Origin of the sequence: Sutterella sp. AM11-39 (genome assembly GCF_003472385.1) — a bacterium.
GTDB lineage: Bacteria > Pseudomonadota > Gammaproteobacteria > Burkholderiales > Burkholderiaceae_F > Duodenibacillus > Duodenibacillus intestinigallinarum.
Window position 1 is genome coordinate 374,853 of sequence record NZ_QRLV01000001.1, and the last position, 16,123, is coordinate 390,975.

Consider the following 16,123-nt stretch of genomic DNA (forward strand, 5'->3'; position numbering starts at 1 on the left):
CGGCGCACATGGACATACCGACAGACTTTAACGGGCAAACCTTCACGGACGCTGAAGCCTCAGAAGCGTTTGGCTGCAAAAATGCCGCGAGCCAGCGCGAAAAGAGCCACCGCCCATGCCGCGAGCACGCCTGCCAGAGCCGCAATCGGAACCGTGGTCTGTACGCTTCCGAAAAGCGACTGATTGAGCAGACGGAAGCCGCTGGCAGGATTAGCAAGCATCAAGGCGTTCAAAACGCCTCGCGGCAAGCCTCCCGTAAAGGATACGGCCGCAACCAGCAGCCCCAGGTCGTAGAGAAGCACGGCGGCAAGCCAAATCAAAATCAGGATGGCAAGCGCCTGAGCCTTCGTGCGCACGGCCAGACTCACGCAATACGCCGCAAACATGAAGACGAGACCCAGAAGCCAGGCCGACCCCGCCGTCACCGTCAAAGCTCCGGCCAATTCGCCGACACTGTAAGGCACGGCCGCAAATGAAGCGGCAATGGGCATCACGGCAAAACCAACCGTCAGAACGACGAAGAGTGCCGCCCCTTGCCCGACGGCTTTACCAAGTAAAAACGCCGTTCGCGTCACCGGATAGGTGAGCATCAAAATCAGCATGCCGCCTTCGAGTTCGCCCACAAACGCGTCGTAGCTCAGAAGTATCGCCAGAAGCGGCAGCAAAAAGACCGTGAGGCTCACAAGTGAATTCATGACGACCGAAAGCGGCGGATACGCAAAGCTGCCGCCAATGGCCGCCGTACCGTAGAACACCGCCAGCGCCAAAATTGCAAAGAGCAGACCGCCGGAGAGCAGCCAACGACTTTGCAGGCAATCTAGAAATTCCTTTCGGGCAACCAACCAAATGCTTCTCATGCCGATGCCTCCGCCGTTTGAGCCGCAGGCACGCAATATGCGCGGAAGATTTCAGAAAGTCCCGCTCGGCGAATGTCAAAATCAAAATCCTTCGTCTCTTCGGTAAGCACGCGCACCACTTCGGCCACATCATGGTCGGGCACGCGCAGCAAGTCTCCGTCGAGATATTTGGCAGCCGACGTCGCCGCCACCGCCGCCGCGTCAAAACCGCGAATGACGGCGGGCAGATTGGCCTCGCGACGCAGTTCGGCTACAGAGCCGCTTGCACGCAATTTGCCGCCCGAGAGCATCAGAACCAAATCCGCAAAGGGTTCGATCAAGCTGAGCTCATGCGTACAGACAATCACCGTGCAACCCTGACTGCGCAGTTGCGCAAGTTGCGCGTACATCCAGGATGATGCCTGAGGATCGAGACCAACCGTAGGTTCGTCGAGAATCATGATCTTGGGCTGAGCCAAAAGCGCCTGCGCCAACCCCAGACGCTGCCGCTGACCCTTGGAGCACTGGTTCATGCGGTTGCGTCGCACGTGCGACAAGCCGAGCGCTTCCAAAAGCTCGTCGACTCGTGAGCGAGCGACGCCTTTTAAATCCGCAAAATATTCAAGATGCGCCTGCATGGTCATCTGTTCGTAAAAACTGATGTTTTCCGGCAGATAACCGATGCTAAGCGGATCACTGCCCGGCGCGCGTCCCAAAACCGACACTTTGCCCTCGGCAGGTTGAATCAGTCCCAGAATGGTTTTGATCAATGTGGACTTGCCCGCACCATTGTGCCCGATCAAGGCGGTGAGCGTTCCTGCCCGCAGCCGGCAGCTCACACCGTCCAGCACTTTGCGCCGACCTCGCCAGAACCCGACGCTCTCAACGCAAATCGTTTCCTGCATGCCGCTCATTGCGCCGCTCCTTTGACAACCGGAGCCGTCATCAGCGGGTGACTGTCCGTCACACCCTTGCCGCGGTCAATTTCTAGGCGCGCCGCAAACCAGCGCAACAGCGCCGTGACTGGGCTTTGCATCAAAAACCTCGCTTCCGGATAGATCCAAAAAATACGGTCCAGACTGTCGTTGGGCTGATAAGGCGTATCGGCAATGCCGTTGCCGTCGGCATCCCAGCTCATGAATGTGCTCCAATAGTTGCCCCGACCGTTTTCACTCCACTCTAACGGAGCCTTGCCGACGTAGCGCACCTGAATCGTGTTCTTGTCAAACACATTTTCAGTGACGATCGTCTTTTCCCCACCGAGTGCCACACCGATGCCAATGTCGGCTCCCGTAAAGGCGTTGCCTTCGACGCGGCTTGCGCCGGGACCGTAGATGAAGAGTCCCTTGCCCTCAGTATCAAGCGCCGCCTTTCCCTTGGGGTTGTGTACACCCTCAACTAGGTTGCTCCTGACGGTACAACCTTCGCAGACGTTAAGCAGGATGCCGAACTCGATGTTGTCCCGCGCGGTATTGTCGCGGCACATGATTCGCTTGCTGCTCATCAGGGCAAAACCACCCACGGAATTTACAGTCACGTTGTCGTAGCCGATGTCATTGCGGGTGTACATCCAATGGATGCCATATTGGGTGTTGTCGAAATGGTTGCCGACAGCCTCCGTCGCATCGGTGTTTTCAAAGTAAAAACCGTCGCGAACGTTCTTGACCTTGTTATTGATGAGTTTGGAGTGCTTGACGTAGTTGAGAAAGACCCCGTCACCGCGATCCAGGATATGCCGGCGCGAGTTGCCCGTGATTTCGCAGTCGCGAATCTCCAGATTGTCCAGTCGATCGGCACGGATGCCGAAACCAGAACCGAAAAGCTTGAGATTCGTTAGCTTCACACCGGTACAGCCGTCCATCACGCGCACACCACTGTCTCGCTTGTAGAGATCCCCGCCGTAGTTTTTGATGGTCAGATTCTCAACCGTCGTCCGGGAACGGCGAATCGTGATGCCCGAGCCTTTTCCTCCGGCATTGATCACAGCGCCGTCTTCTCCCTTCAGACTCAAAGGTTCGGTAAGAAGCAGATTGACCTTGTATTCGCCCTTGGCAAAGATGATCGTGTCGCCCTCTTCGGCATTGTCCACGATGTCTTCCACGTCGTCGGCAGGCGTCACGCGCCATACCGCGGCATCTGCCGCAGGCACGCTCAAAGCCAGAAAAATAGCCGCCAAGGGCGTCAAACGCAAAGACATCGTGGTGCCGGTACTACTTGTCAAGCAGCTCAAGCGTCACGTCCTTGTAGGCGTACAGCTTGCCGCCGTGCTTTTTGATGAATTCCTGCGCCTTATCCTGAGAGGTAAACGCCACGGGCTCATTGCCCATCACGCCGTCGACGTCGTGGCCGTAAACATAAACAGCCTTCGTCGCATCAACAAGCGCGGCATCGTCAGGCTTTTCCCAACCGGTCTTACCCATGTCATGGATGAAGAAGCCGATCAGGCGACGCGCGTTTTCCGGTTGCAGCGCAAAAGTAAAGGCATCGCGCCCGGAACAGAACTTCACGGCTTCGCCATCAGCTCCTTTGATGAATATCTCGGCCTTGGGGCCGGGATAGTGCACGATCACCATGCCGCACATCTTGCAGCGGTCGTGCGCTCCGATAGGAACAGCCTTGACAACCTCTGTCGTTTCTTCCGAGCAGCCGATAAGCGCCGTGCAGGCTATCGCCGCCAGCGCCAGTCCACGGACAGGAGACATCAGTATTTTTCTCCGCAGCCAAGTGCTTCAGGCGTCAAATCAGCAAAGCTCATCAGTTTGCCGCCATTGGCCTTCTGGAAGGCTTCCGCGGCTTCCTTCGTGGCAAAGGGTGCCAGAGAGGGTCCCATCACGGCCTTAACCTTGGAGCCGTAGACGAACCACGCCTTGGTGGCGTCAATCAGCTTCGAGTCGTCGGGATTTTTCCAATCTACGGCGCCGGCGTCATGCATGAACACGTGAACGACGCCGGTCTTTTTCATGGCCGCCGCATAGCCGCAGGCCGTGCCGCGAGCCGAACAGAATTTCTGTACGGATTTGTCTTTGAGAACGAGCAGTCCCTTGGGGCCAGGATACTTCTTGATCACCATGGCGCAGGAAGAGCACTGATCGGTTTCGTTGAAGGGACCGGCAACAGCGGCGGTGGACAGGCTCACGGCAACAGCCGCGCCAAGGCACAGTTTAATCAGGCTTTTCATAGGACTATTTCTCTGGATGGTTTGCACGGATTTGCGCTTTCGACGCGCGGTAAACACTCCGTCTTCTGCGATTTACGCCGCGCAATTGCAAAAACGCCGCCGATAACGGCGGCCCGTTCAACAGGACTGTTATATCAGCCTTTTTTGTGTTTTGAGAAGCGCAACTGCAGCGGAGTTTTTCCGCCGCAGTTGCTAAAGACTTAAAGTCTTATGGGATCCTCAGCAATCAGATACCGTAGGTCTGACCGGCGTAGAGGATGAAGAGTCGCAGGCACATCATGCCGACAACGCTGCAAAGACCGGTCAGGTAGAACGTACCCGAACCCTTAGCCTTGCAGAGCACCACCGGGATGACAAAGCCGATACCGACGACACCAACCCAGAACAGCGTGGCCCAGGTACCCGTGCAGAAGGCCTGAGCTGCGTGCTGAGCAGCCGCATTGCCGGTAAACAGCGCCACAGCGATCATGAAGATGCACAGAGCTTCGGCAGCCATGATCGGCCACTCGGCGCCGTGCAGCACCTTCTGATCGGCGCTGTGCTGATCTTCACCAAACATGCCGGCGGCAACCATCTTCGCAGCGGCGGTACCGGCGGAAAGACCGGAAGCCACAAAGAGGGCCGGAAGCACAGCCTGATTGATCAGCGGGAAGCGGATCAGCGCGCTGATCAGGAAGCCCGTGTATGCGCAGATCGTCAGCGCAAACACAAGCGTGATCCACTGAAGGCCGCAGCGATGGTTGTCAAACCAACCGATAAGGCCGTCAAGGAACCCGATCTTGAAGCTGTCGCGAACCGCAACCAGCGTGAGGATGCACACCAGCGGGATGTAGACAATAAGCGCAATAACGCCCAAGCTCATCACGGAGGTGAGGTTGTAGTACACCAGGATCCGCCAGAACCACAGCGGATTGGTCAAGTCAGCAACCAGGCAGACCATACCGAGAATGATGGTCACGGCGCCGATCAGCGACGCGGCCTTCAGGATCGGAGTGTTCTGCGCGGTCTGCTTCTTATAAAGGTTGAGCATGATGGCAACGGCCACCGCGCCGCCCGAAATACCTGCCAAAAACAGGTACACGGCAATCGGCCACGGCCAGCTGATGCCTTGCGTCAGACCAAGTGTAAAGTTCATGGTGATATCCATCTTTACACTCCTTTCTTCACAATGGGAATGTAGCGAAGCTGCGGCTCAGTGCCGAGTTCCGGACGGATACGAACGGAATCCTTCACGGCGAGCAACTTGCTCACATACGACTTCGGGTCGTTGATGTCGCCGAAGATCAGCGCATCGTACTTGCAGCTTTCCACGCATGCCGGCTGCTCGTTCTTTTCGAGGCGGGTATGCAGGCAGAAGTCGCAGTTGTCAGCGACCTTGGTCTCTTCATTGATGAAGCGCACGTTGTACGGACATGCCACGATGCAGTATTTGCATCCGACGCACTTGGAGGTGTCCATCGTAACGATGCCCGTCTTGGGATCGCGATGGGCGGCGCCGGTCGGGCACACTCTCACGCAGGGAGCGTTCTTGCACTGCTGGCAAGAAACGCGGATGTAGCGGCGGTTGGGCTCGTAGCCGCGATCGGTTTCGAGCTTGCTGCCCTGCAGTTCCAGTAACAGACGCGAGCGGCCTTTCGGCAACTTGTTGGTCTCGTTGCAGGCAATTCTGCAGTCTCTGCAGCCGACGCACTTGTTCTGGTCAAAGACCATCACATATTGCGGCCGGTTGCCGCCGTCGGACTTGCCAGCAGCTGCCGCCCCACCGAGAGGCGACAGGAGCAGCGAGCCGGCTCCGGCACCTGCGAGGAATTTTCTCCTGTCAATCTTTTCGCTCACAATATTCTCCACAGACAGAACCGAATTTCTTATTGCTAAGACAAAGGGTTCCGCCGATTAGTCTTGCAACCGAGCCCTGGACTCGGCATTGGCGATGGCATTTCTGAGCGCTCTTTGCTGAGCGGGTGCAACGCCCGCATCAAGCAGCATCTTCCAGTGGCTGACGGCTTCGTCATAACGTTGATGCATAAACGCATCCTCCCCGAGGAGCATTCGCGTCTGCACATCCAACGCATTGATCGACAAAGCGCGCTCGATCACACGGTGAGTTTCGGCAGTTATCACTCTGGCGTCGCGATAGTACATCGCACGCGCGAGTCTCCCGAGTGCCTCCGCACTTTCTCCACCCACCCTGATGAATTCGTTGAAAACCTCAACGGCCTCACCGTATTGGCCGGCTTCGTATAGCGCTTCGGCCAGCTCCGACTGCGCCCGCGCATTGTTAGGCATGTTTTTTACCATGCGACGCGCTTCGGCAATCTTTGCTGCGAGCATGTAGTTCGTCTCAACCCCCGTTTGTTCGTTCTGCCAGTCGGCATACCTACCGAAACCGGCATAAACGGCAACGCTTGATGCGAGTACAAGAACTGCAAACCCAACCGTTAGCGGCATTGAGCGGTATCTGACGCGGTACGCATACACCCCGAGCAGAAATGCAAAGAGCGCTGCAGTCAGTGCGATCAAAACGTCCAAGCCGTTCACGAAAATGCCTTCACTTTGTTAAAGAGCTTGTTTATTGCTCAGAAAGTCAAGTCGTCATCACCAGCACAATTATTTGTGCGGGTTGGGCATACCGTTGATCACGGTCTTACCCATGCCTTGGTGGGCTCCGACTTTTTCGACCTTGATAAGTTCCAGTTCAAAGATCAGCGGAGATTCCGGGGGAATCTGACCGGCACCGAATTCGCCGTAAGCAAGGTTCGCAGGAATCGTGAAACGGAACTGCGCACCTTCCTTCATCAGCTTCAGGCCTTCTTCCAGACCCGGAATAATGCTCATGACCACGAAACGGGCAGGCTGTTTGGCCTCATACGTGCTTTCAAACACCGTGCCGTCCATGAGTTTGCCCGTATAACCGACAGTTACCACGTCCTCGATACGAGGCGTTGCGCCGGAACCCTTTCTGAGCACCTCATACTGCAGGCCGCTCTTTGTAACCGTCACGCCCTTTTTCTTGGCGTTTTCGGCGAGGAACTTGGTGGCCTTGGCCTTATTTTCCTTGGCCATTTTCTCTTTGGCAGCCACATCCAGCTTATTGAGCTTTTCAGCGCGGCTGTTGAGGAACTTCAGCATGTCTTCGTCAGAAAGTTTGCTTTTTCCGCGAATCGCATCCTGAAAGCCCTGTTCAATAAGAGCCATGTCAGCCGACAAGCCGAGCTTGCTCTGCTTGTAGATCTGGTCAGAGAGGTAGTTTCCGACTGATGCCCCCATGCTGTAGGACTCTTTGGCCTGCTGCGTGTCAAGTTCGCCAGCGAAAGCAACGGTACCGGCACACATCAGAGCAGAGGCCGTCAGCACGATTTTCTTGAGGGATTGCATTGTGGTTTCTTTCTTCAGTTAATACAGTTCACCCGCAGTACGCTTCCAAAACTGAAATCGCGCACTGCACAAAAGCTTGCTTGGCTTATTGCCGCTTCCTTAAGGAAGCTCGACTTGCCGCCCCGTAAGCTTCCAGCCATAGATTCCATCGGGCATCTGCCACACATTGGTGTAGCCGAGCTTCATGGTCTCATAGGCTGCAATCTGACTGGAGCTGCACAAGCGATTTGCGCAATAAAACACTATCAGCGTGTTCTTATCCTTGGGAAGGAGCTTCTTCCAGTTGCCGACGTTAAAAAACACCGCCCCCGGAATGTAGCCTTCAGCCCAGAGCTCAAGCGTATTGACATCAAAGATGCGCACACCGGGCTCCATAAAGAGCTGTTCGGCCTCGGGAATCGAGACTTGTCTGACTTTGTAGACATATTCCTCGGCCGCCTCCAAAGGAGCATCCCCGCCGGCAAAGCCGAGCGTCGGGATTGCAAGAAGCGCACAGACCGCAAGATTTTGCAGTTGTTTTTTCATTTCGTGTTCCAATGAACCTTTTTCCTTCTGACCCTCGAAGCGAAGGGAGTTTTGAGTCGCTCCCTTCGCTCGAGAATAGGAGATCAAGGTTTACTAGTCGCTTAGATTACTTCTTGGCTTCAGTCTTGATGAGCGGGAAGTTGCCGTTATCAAGAATCTTCTGAGCCTGCGTCAAGTAGGCGTTAGCGGTATCAACGCGCTGCTTGAGGTAATCGGGAGCGTGAACACCCCAGGAACCGTCTTCTTCAACCTGCTTGGTGATGTCGGCAGCCTTGTCGACGAGCAGCATGATTTCGGTCTTGGCTTCAACCGTGAGCTTGGTGACTTCCAGAAGCTTGTTGATGCGTTCCAGAGCGGCCTTGGCGGTCTTGAAGCCGTCCTTAACCGGGTTCTGCCACTTCATGACTTCACCGTAGATGACCTTCTGGTCACCGTACTGCAGGCCCTTTTCGAGCTCGGACAGGAACAGGCTATGGCAGCCCTTGTTGTCCATCACGCCCTTTTCAGCGTTGGCCGTACGGGCGCAAGACCACATCAGGTCAACGTAGCCGTGGCCTTCTTCGTCACGTGCAACGTGCCAGCCCTTGGAGTTGGAAGCACGAGACTGACCGGCACCCGGATTCATCATCTTCTTTTCAGGATCAACTTCGATCTTGAAGAGGTGAGAACGACGAACGGCGTCGAAACCAGCCATGTCAGGACGCTGGATGGCCGTGAAGTTTTCGCAGCTCATCGTGAACGGCATATGGCAGTCCACGCAGTCCATCTTCTTGTGGGTGTTGGTGTTAGCAACAACGTCGGCCTGGGTCTTATGGCAGTCCTGGCAGGTCTGACGGATGGCGGGCTTGGTGTAGTAGTCCTTCCAATCGTTGCTGGTCACTTCGTGCGGATCGTGGCAGGTCACGCAGCGCATACCCTTTTCATAGTGCTTGGACATCATGAGCTGAGAGCCTTCGGTACCGCAGGACGGGCAGGAAGACTTCGTCTTGATGTTGAAGCCCTTTTCAAGCTTGCCCTGAGCGGACGGGAGCTTGTAGTCGCTTTCGACGAAGTTGGAGCGCTGGTGGCAGCGTTCGCAGTTCGTCTGGAAGCCGTTGGATTCAGCGCCAACCAAGTGGCCGCCGGCACCGTGGCATTCTTCGCAGGAAATACCGCGAGAAATCGTGTGCTTCTGCAGTTCCTTGGCGTTGCCGAGAGCCTTGAAGAATTCGTCCTTGGACTTAAAGTCAAACTTGAACGAGTGGCAGACTTCGCAGTAGGAAGTTGCGGACTGGAACAACAGAGTCTGTTCGTAGGTCGAACCGTAGGAGGTCATACCCCACTGGTGCGAAGCCGACGGACCGAACTTGCTCAATTCAGTCGGGAAATCAGGAATAACCTTCTGGATTTCCTTGGCCTTTTCGGGGGTGAGCCACTGTGCCCAACCGCGGGAGAACTGGTTGCCGCCGGCAACGATCGTACCGGAGAGGTCACTCAGAAGACCGTCACGGACGTGGTAGGAACCACGAACCAGCCACTTATCGATGAAGCCGTACTTCGTACGCGGCGTACCGACGGTCACGTAAATGTCTTCAGGCATGATGCCGTCAGGCAGAATCGAAGCCTGAGAGCCATAAAGCTTCTTCTTCAGATCGTTGTTGACTTCGGGGTGTTCGCCCGGGAAGCGCAACGTCTGAGCATGACGCGATCTCTTCCACTTCTGGTACTGGATCGCATGGCATTCACCGCAGCGTTCCGGACCGACGAAACGGTTCGGGAAGTCCAGCACGGACTTGGCAGCCAAGCGGTACTGCGAAGCGCTCGGACGGCCGCCGGCAAGCTTCGAATAGGTCTGAGCGTTACCTTCCGTCAAGAATTCCGAACCACGGGTCGAAATCTTGTACACACCCTTGATAGCGCCCTTTTCAGCGTACTTGAACACCGGGTGATTCTGGAAAAGGTAGTCCCACATTTCCTTTTCTTGGACGATGTAGTCCTGGAGCGTCTTGACGCCCATTTCCTTTTCAGTCGTAGACGGATTGTCCCAAACCTTCTGCGTAATGGTATTCACGGTCTTGGTGCCGAGGCCGGGGCCCGTAGAGGCAGCTTGTACACCAGACGCAACCAAAGCAGCGGAGCAAAACAGCGTTGCAGCCGCCGTTTTGATCATTTTTGTTGTCATCTCAATCTCCTAAATCTTTTTTAAACCCCTGCCGTCGGGGGAGACAGCAGAAGCGCCGCAATACCTTGAGGCATCGCGAGCACTGTAAGACTACCTTAAGACTTCCTTCAGGTAGGTTGGAGTTTTGTCGCAATCCAAAGGGAGATTGATTAAAGTCGAACCAGCCTCAGCGTCTCTTGCGTGTTGACTTATGTCAACAAAAAGTCGACTGTTAACAATTAAGACTACTCACTAATGAGTAGTGAAATTATAAATGCCTTCTTTTGGGACATCTCTTCGTCATCCTGCTGAGGGTTAACCCAGGAAATACGAAGATTGCACATAAAGTCTTGCTCTAACAGACTTTCCGCATTGTTTTTGACTTAGGTCAAAGGTCCTTGTGTCGAATTTCTTCCACAACAACGGCATCTTCGACAACTGTCACGCGCTTGATGCCAGTGCGGGCCGTTCCGGTCTTAAGGTCAGGTTCGTCCTGCACCGTCTGCTGCTGGGGCTGCTCCTCTTGAGGACGTGCGCGGCGACGCAGCATTTCTTCAGCCTGCTTTTGCATCTGAGTAAAAGGATCGCCGTAACGCCAGCGGCAGTAGGCACCGTAAAGCGCAATGCCCGCTACGATCAAAAGAGCGATCACGAAGAGACCGCCGATCACGGGCAGCAGCAAAATGCCCAAGCCGATAATGCCTGCTATGACAACGGCGGAGACCAGGAAGGTCACGATGGGATTGACAGGACGGCCGTTGATGTAGAGAGCCATGCTCGCAGTTCCTTGTTCTGTAGAGGTGCTTTGGAGAGTGCGCTCAGTGTACCGATGCACACCTGGCAAGTGCGTATGTTTCTATCGCAGTTGGCAACCGTTTGTTTCGGATGTCTATTCTTATATGGAGACGCGCCATAGCTTTTTCCAGTACTTGCCGATTGTCTTCGTCGATGATCGACCGGTAAAGGTCCCGACTTTTGTCATATCTTCCTCACAAATCCTTTATCATTCGCTCTCCAACGAAATTTCGAGATCCGACAGACCTAGCGGTTTGTGTCGCCGTGCGTCTATCGCCGCCCACTCCAGTCCGCCTTCTTCACCATCTTACCGAGGCCTTCGGCTGGCAGTCCGAACACCGTGAAATAACAATAAGAAACGCACGACGGGATCGCACTTGACTGTTATTGATATGGATAAGACCAGCAACGTCCTGCCCGACGTCCAGAATCTGATGGACGGGCGCAATATTCCGATTGACCGCGTCGGCATCCGCGGCCTCACCGTTCCTCTGCAGGTGCAAAGTATCAAGGGTGCTCAGCCCACCGTCGCCAAGGTGTGCATGTGCGTGGGACTTCCCGCCGACAAGCGCGGCACGCATATGTCCCGCTTCGTCTCGCTCATTGCCGACAACCACGAACCGCTTTCGAGCGACATGATGCGCGAGACACTCGAAAAAATGCTCACGCTTCTGGAAGCTGAAGAGGGTTACATCGAAATTTCCTGCCCCTTCTTCGTCACCAAGACGAGTCCCATGTCCAAATTAAAGAGCCTCATGAACTACGACGTACGCTTCCTGGCCGAACGAGTCGGCGGAAAGACACGCGTCATTCAGGAGGTCACCGTTCCGGTCACGAGTCTGTGCCCCTGCAGCCGTGAAATCAGCGACTACGGCGCCCACAATCAGCGCTCTCACATTGTTGTGGCGCTGGAACTGTCCGAGCCCATTTCGCTCGAAGAGCAGATCCGCTTTGCCGAAACGTCTGCCTCGTGCGAACTTTGGAGCCGTCTGAAGCGCAACGATGAAAAGTTCGTGACGGAGTTTGCGTACGATCATCCGAAGTTCGTTGAAGACATCATCCGCGACGTTTGCAAGCAGCTCAACGCCGACGATCGAGTGCTCTGGTACCGAGCCGAAGCCGAGAACTTTGAATCAATTCATAACCATTCCGCTTACGCAACGATTTCTCGCGACAAGCGTCTCGCGTAAAATTCAGGAACATCTCTGGCAGACAGGCGGTCGATTCGACCGCCTCTTTGTCATGTCTACGGCCGACCTTTTCAAATAGGCTTTCACCCGCTTCATTTCAACGAAGACAAAAAAATGATCGAAGACCAGAAACAGGCTCTCACTGAACTTCTGACCCGCGCACTGTCCGCTTGCGGCCTTTCCCCGGAACCCATCCGCCTTGAACGCCCCAAGCAGGCCGGCCACGGTGATCTTGCCACCACCATCGCACTGCAATGCGCCAAGAAAGCCGGCAAGAATCCCCGCGAACTCGCTGCGGCTCTGGTCGAAGCCATAAAGCAGGACGCCGCTTTCAGCGACATCCTCTCCGACGTTGAAATTGCCGGCCCCGGCTTTATCAATTTCCGCTTCTCACAGGAAGCCAAGGTGCGTGCCGTTCGCGATGTGCTGCGCCAGGGTTCCGCTTACGGCACTAGCAAAGCTTTTGAAGGCAAGAGCGTGCTTCTCGAGTACGTCTCGGCCAACCCCACCGGCCCGCTGCATCTGGGGCACGCTCGTCAGGGGGCTCTGGGCGACGTGCTCTCCCGCATCATGGCCACGCAGGGCTACCGCGTGATGCGCGAGTTCTACTACAACGACGCCGGCGTTCAGATTCACAATCTCACGATTTCCGTACAGGCCCGCGCCAAAGAACTGGCCGGCGAACAGACCGCCGAAGATTTCCCTGAAAACGGCTACCACGGCGACTACATCGTTGACATCGCCCGCGACTACTGCGCTAAGAAGCCCGTCGTCACCACCACCGGCGAAACGATCGAGAGCACGGGCGATACGGCTGATCTTGAATGCATCCGCCGCTACTCTGTGGCTTATCTGCGCAACGAACAGGACTCCGACCTCAAGCAGCTCGGCGTTGCCTTCGACAACTTCTATCTCGAAAGCTCGCTGTACACCGACGGCCGTGTGCAGAAGGCCGTTGACGCCATGGTGCAAGCCGGCTTCACCTACGAAGCCGACGGTGCACTGTGGCTGCGCACCACCGATGAAGCATTCAAGGACTTCAAGGACGACAAGGATCGAGTGATGCGCAAGAAGGACGGTTACTACACCTACTTCGTGCCTGACGTAGCCTATCACCTTGCCAAGTTCGAACGCGGTTTTGATCGCGCCATTAACATTCAGGGGTCGGACCACCACGGTACCGTAGCTCGCGTACGCATTGGCCTGCAGGCCGCCTCGAAAACGCTCGGCATCAGCATTCCCAAAACCTTCCCCGAGTACCTCTTGCACAAGATGCTGCTGGTGGTCAAAGACGGTCAGGAAGTCAAAATGAGCAAGCGTGCTGGCACCTACGTCACGCTGCGCGACCTCGTCGACTGGGTCGGCCGCGACGCCGCCCGCTTCTTCCTCGTTTCGCGCAAGTCCGATGCCGAATTCGTGTTCGACATCAATCTGGCCTGCTCAAAGTCCGACGAAAACCCTGTCTACTATCTGCAGTACGCTCACGCCCGCATCTGCTCGGTCCTGCGCCAGGCTCAGGAAAAGGGCTTTGCCATTCCGGCCGAAGCCGAAGCCGCAGAGTTTGATTTGTCTAGCCTAACCGGCACGGCCGCCACCGCTTTGGCAGCCAAGTTTGCCGGTTACGGCGAAACGCTCGCCGTTGCGGCTCGTGATCTGGCTCCGCACCTCATTTGCGTGTACCTGAAGGAACTTGCCGCTGACTTCCACACGTTCTACAACGCCGAACGCGTGCTCGTCGACAACGAAGCTGAACGCAACGCACGCCTGGCCTTGTGTATGGCGGCCCGCCGCGTCCTTGCCAACGGTCTGGAAGTTCTCGGCGTATCCGCTCCCGAACGTATGTAAAGAAAACGGAACAAAGATGACGATACGTAAATATTCCGGGGCAGCGCTTTTCTGGTCCTTTACGATGGGCGTCGTAACGGCACTCATCCTTGCGGCTGCCGTTTTCATCTTTATTTCGAATGCTCCGATTCCGTTCGTCAACAAGATTCAGCAGGTGAGTACCTCGGTCGACGAAAAGCTTCTTGACGGCAAGACTATTGATCCGAACAAGAAGCTTTACGCCTCCGGCCAGGGCAGCGAACAGACCGAAAGTCAGGTTGCTTCCGTCACGGCCGGCAACACCGATGCTGCCGAAGTGGTTGCAACCGATCGCTACTGGGTAAACGCCGGCACCTTCTCCGAGTTGCCGGATGCCGAAAAAGTGCGCGGCCAGATTGCCTTTACAGGCAACGACGCTCAAATCGAGTACCGTCGTGAAGCCGGCAAGCGTGTCTATCGCGTTCGCCTCGGTCCCTTCGACAACGAAACGGCTGCCGAAGAAATTCGACAGACCCTGGCCGACAACGGCATTCAGGGCACTGTCATGCATCAACCCAACTAATTTTCGTAAGAGACAAGGACTATCGACCATGATTTCTCGCCGACTCCTGATTTCTTCTGCCGCCGCCGTTGGCGCGGCCGGCTTTTCCGGTTCGCTTTTCGCTGCCGCTCCGGATCCCGTTCTCGGCAAAGACTACATCGAGGTGCGTCCTCCTCTGGAATTTCCCAAAAAACCGATCGTCGTTCACGACTTCTTCGCCTACACCTGCCCGCACTGTCTGACCTTTGCTCCGGTCATGGAAAAGTTCATCGAGTCCGTTAAGGGCAATCCGGAAGTGAAGGTCGTGCCGGTTCCCGTAGCTTGGAACGACGATCTCGCCATCTTCCCGCATACCTACTACGCCTTTGAAGCGCTCGGCCGCATGGGCGATCTGCATATGGAATTCTGGACCTGGGTGATCCGCGGCTCTCACGACTGGAGCTCGGCAGCCGACATCGAAAAGGATGTTCTGCAGTGGGTCGGCGAGCATGGCCTCGATCAGAACAAGTTCCGTCAGACGCTCGGTAGCTTCTCCGTTGTGAGCAAAGCTCGCCAAGCCACCCGCACCTGGAAGAACTACGGTGTGGACTCCACGCCTTGCGTAGGCGTTGCCGGCCGCTATATCACTGCTCCGCATCTCGTTGGTACGCGTCAGGGTACGGTCGACACCGTGCAGTGGCTCATCAACAAAATCCGTCAGGAAAAATAATGCGCGTTTTCATCACTGGGGCTTCCAGCGGCATCGGCGCTGCGATGGCCAAGAAGTTCGATGCCATGGGCGCTCAGCTGGGTCTTGTCGGCCGCAGTCAGGAAAAGCTTGACACCGTGCTTTCGAGCATGCAAAACGCTCAGGCACACACCACCTATGCGCTCGACGTCACCGACCGCGCAGCACTCTTTGCCGCGGCTCGGGACTTTGACGGCAAAGCCCCCGTGGACATCGTGCTAGCCAACGCCGGCATCTCGATCGGCGTCAAAACGGAATACGAAGAAGATCTGGACGTTCTTGAAAAGGTCTATCGCACGAACGTCTTTGCTATGGCCGCAACCTTTCACCCCTTCATCGAACCGATGAGCAAGCGCGGCGGCGGCCAATTTGCCGGCATCGGTTCCGTCGGCGGCATCCGCGGTCTTCCCGGCAGCGAAGCCTATTGCTCCAGCAAGGCCGCCGTGATCAGCTATCTGGAAAGTTTGCGCAACGACGTGCGTAAGTACGGCATTTCCGTCACAACGATCTGCCCGGGCTTCGTGCGCACCCCACTCGTTGCAAAGAACCCGTACAAGATGCCCTTCATTCTGGAGCCGGAAGAATTCGCCGAGCGCGCCGTCAAGGCGATTCTCGACAAGGATTCCTATCGTGTGATTCCCTGGCAGATGGCCTGGGTGGCTCGCCTCCTGAAGATTCTTCCCGATTCCGTCTTCGACTGGGCCTTAAGCGGTCGCGGAGAAAAGCCGCGCGCCAAAGAGCTCGGTCTCTGACCGAATTGCCTGCACTTCAGCCCGGTTGCCCTTTGCGCCGGGCTGAATTTTCTTCAGCAATCGATCCAAAACAGCGCAAACGGGACGGCAAAGAAACCATTGCCGAATGATCCCACCACATCTCCAGCTTGACGTCCTCCCCTGATTGAAATCAGAGGATTCCTCCGGAGTTGCTCACGCAACGCCGAGAGGTTGGTTCTCGCTGTTGGCGCCGGAGTTTCGTGCAAAAGGCACGTCGGC

17 protein-coding genes are annotated in these 16,123 nt (G+C 56.0%); 5 read left to right on the forward strand and 12 right to left on the reverse strand.

The window, feature by feature from the left end:
- Positions 1–59: 59 nt before the first annotated feature.
- From DW133_RS01755 to DW133_RS01810, 12 genes are all read right to left on the reverse strand, one after another.
- Positions 60–857, reverse strand: coding sequence for an ABC transporter permease (locus tag DW133_RS01755; RefSeq protein ID WP_118274685.1), 798 nt, complete (start codon positions 855–857; stop codon positions 60–62).
- On the reverse strand, positions 854–1,750 hold the full coding sequence (locus DW133_RS01760) for an ABC transporter ATP-binding protein (protein ID WP_233542073.1): 897 nt from the start codon (positions 1,748–1,750) through the stop codon (positions 854–856). The genes DW133_RS01755 and DW133_RS01760 overlap by 4 nt, the downstream gene beginning before the upstream one ends.
- Positions 1,747–3,033 (reverse strand): nitrous oxide reductase family maturation protein NosD, encoded by a 1,287-nt coding sequence (gene nosD, locus DW133_RS01765; RefSeq protein ID WP_118274605.1) that lies wholly within the window; start codon positions 3,031–3,033, stop codon positions 1,747–1,749. The genes DW133_RS01760 and nosD overlap by 4 nt, the downstream gene beginning before the upstream one ends.
- Positions 3,034–3,046: 13 nt before the next feature.
- On the reverse strand, positions 3,047–3,538 hold the full coding sequence (locus tag DW133_RS01770) for a nitrous oxide reductase accessory protein NosL (RefSeq protein ID WP_118274607.1): 492 nt from the start codon (positions 3,536–3,538) through the stop codon (positions 3,047–3,049).
- Positions 3,538–4,014 (reverse strand): nitrous oxide reductase accessory protein NosL, encoded by a 477-nt coding sequence (locus DW133_RS01775; protein ID WP_147408838.1) that lies wholly within the window; start codon positions 4,012–4,014, stop codon positions 3,538–3,540. Before DW133_RS01775 ends, DW133_RS01770 begins: the two co-directional genes overlap by 1 nt.
- Positions 4,015–4,240: 226 nt before the next feature.
- Positions 4,241–5,161: an NrfD/PsrC family molybdoenzyme membrane anchor subunit gene (nrfD, locus tag DW133_RS01780; RefSeq protein WP_118274611.1), complete on the reverse strand. Its 921-nt coding sequence runs from the start codon at positions 5,159–5,161 to the stop codon at positions 4,241–4,243.
- A gap of 2 nt (positions 5,162–5,163) precedes the next feature.
- Positions 5,164–5,850: a 4Fe-4S dicluster domain-containing protein gene (locus DW133_RS01785; protein ID WP_118274689.1), complete on the reverse strand. Its 687-nt coding sequence runs from the start codon at positions 5,848–5,850 to the stop codon at positions 5,164–5,166.
- Positions 5,851–5,907: 57 nt separating this feature from the next.
- Entirely contained in the window at positions 5,908–6,552 is a 645-nt protein-coding gene (locus tag DW133_RS01790) for a tetratricopeptide repeat protein (RefSeq protein WP_118274613.1), read from the reverse strand.
- Between the two features lie 69 nt (positions 6,553–6,621).
- Positions 6,622–7,389, reverse strand: coding sequence for an FKBP-type peptidyl-prolyl cis-trans isomerase (locus DW133_RS01795; RefSeq protein ID WP_118274615.1), 768 nt, complete (start codon positions 7,387–7,389; stop codon positions 6,622–6,624).
- 99 nt (positions 7,390–7,488) lie between these two features.
- Positions 7,489–7,914, reverse strand: coding sequence for a rhodanese-like domain-containing protein (locus DW133_RS01800; protein ID WP_118274691.1), 426 nt, complete (start codon positions 7,912–7,914; stop codon positions 7,489–7,491).
- A 106-nt stretch (positions 7,915–8,020) separates the two neighbouring features.
- On the reverse strand, positions 8,021–10,075 hold the full coding sequence (locus tag DW133_RS01805) for a cytochrome c3 family protein (protein WP_118274617.1): 2,055 nt from the start codon (positions 10,073–10,075) through the stop codon (positions 8,021–8,023).
- Positions 10,076–10,442: 367 nt separating this feature from the next.
- A complete protein-coding gene (locus DW133_RS01810; RefSeq protein WP_118274619.1) occupies positions 10,443–10,829 on the reverse strand; it encodes a hypothetical protein in 387 nt (128 codons plus the stop codon).
- Positions 10,830–11,241: 412 nt separating this feature from the next.
- Between DW133_RS01810 and folE2 the strand changes: the two genes are divergently transcribed.
- From folE2 to DW133_RS01835, 5 genes are all read left to right on the forward strand, one after another.
- Entirely contained in the window at positions 11,242–12,039 is a 798-nt protein-coding gene (gene folE2, locus DW133_RS01815; protein WP_118274621.1) for a GTP cyclohydrolase FolE2, read from the forward strand.
- A 114-nt stretch (positions 12,040–12,153) separates the two neighbouring features.
- On the forward strand, positions 12,154–13,884 hold the full coding sequence (gene argS / locus DW133_RS01820; RefSeq protein WP_118274623.1) for an arginine--tRNA ligase: 1,731 nt from the start codon (positions 12,154–12,156) through the stop codon (positions 13,882–13,884).
- Positions 13,885–13,900: 16 nt separating this feature from the next.
- Positions 13,901–14,425 carry an SPOR domain-containing protein gene (locus DW133_RS01825; RefSeq protein ID WP_118274625.1) on the forward strand — a complete coding sequence of 175 codons (525 nt, stop codon included), beginning with the start codon at positions 13,901–13,903 and terminating at the stop codon, positions 14,423–14,425.
- A gap of 28 nt (positions 14,426–14,453) precedes the next feature.
- A complete protein-coding gene (locus tag DW133_RS01830) occupies positions 14,454–15,113 on the forward strand; it encodes a thioredoxin domain-containing protein (RefSeq protein WP_118274627.1) in 660 nt (219 codons plus the stop codon).
- Positions 15,113–15,883 (forward strand): SDR family oxidoreductase, encoded by a 771-nt coding sequence (locus DW133_RS01835; RefSeq protein ID WP_199588772.1) that lies wholly within the window; start codon positions 15,113–15,115, stop codon positions 15,881–15,883. Before DW133_RS01830 ends, DW133_RS01835 begins: the two co-directional genes overlap by 1 nt.
- Positions 15,884–16,123: the final 240 nt, after the last annotated feature.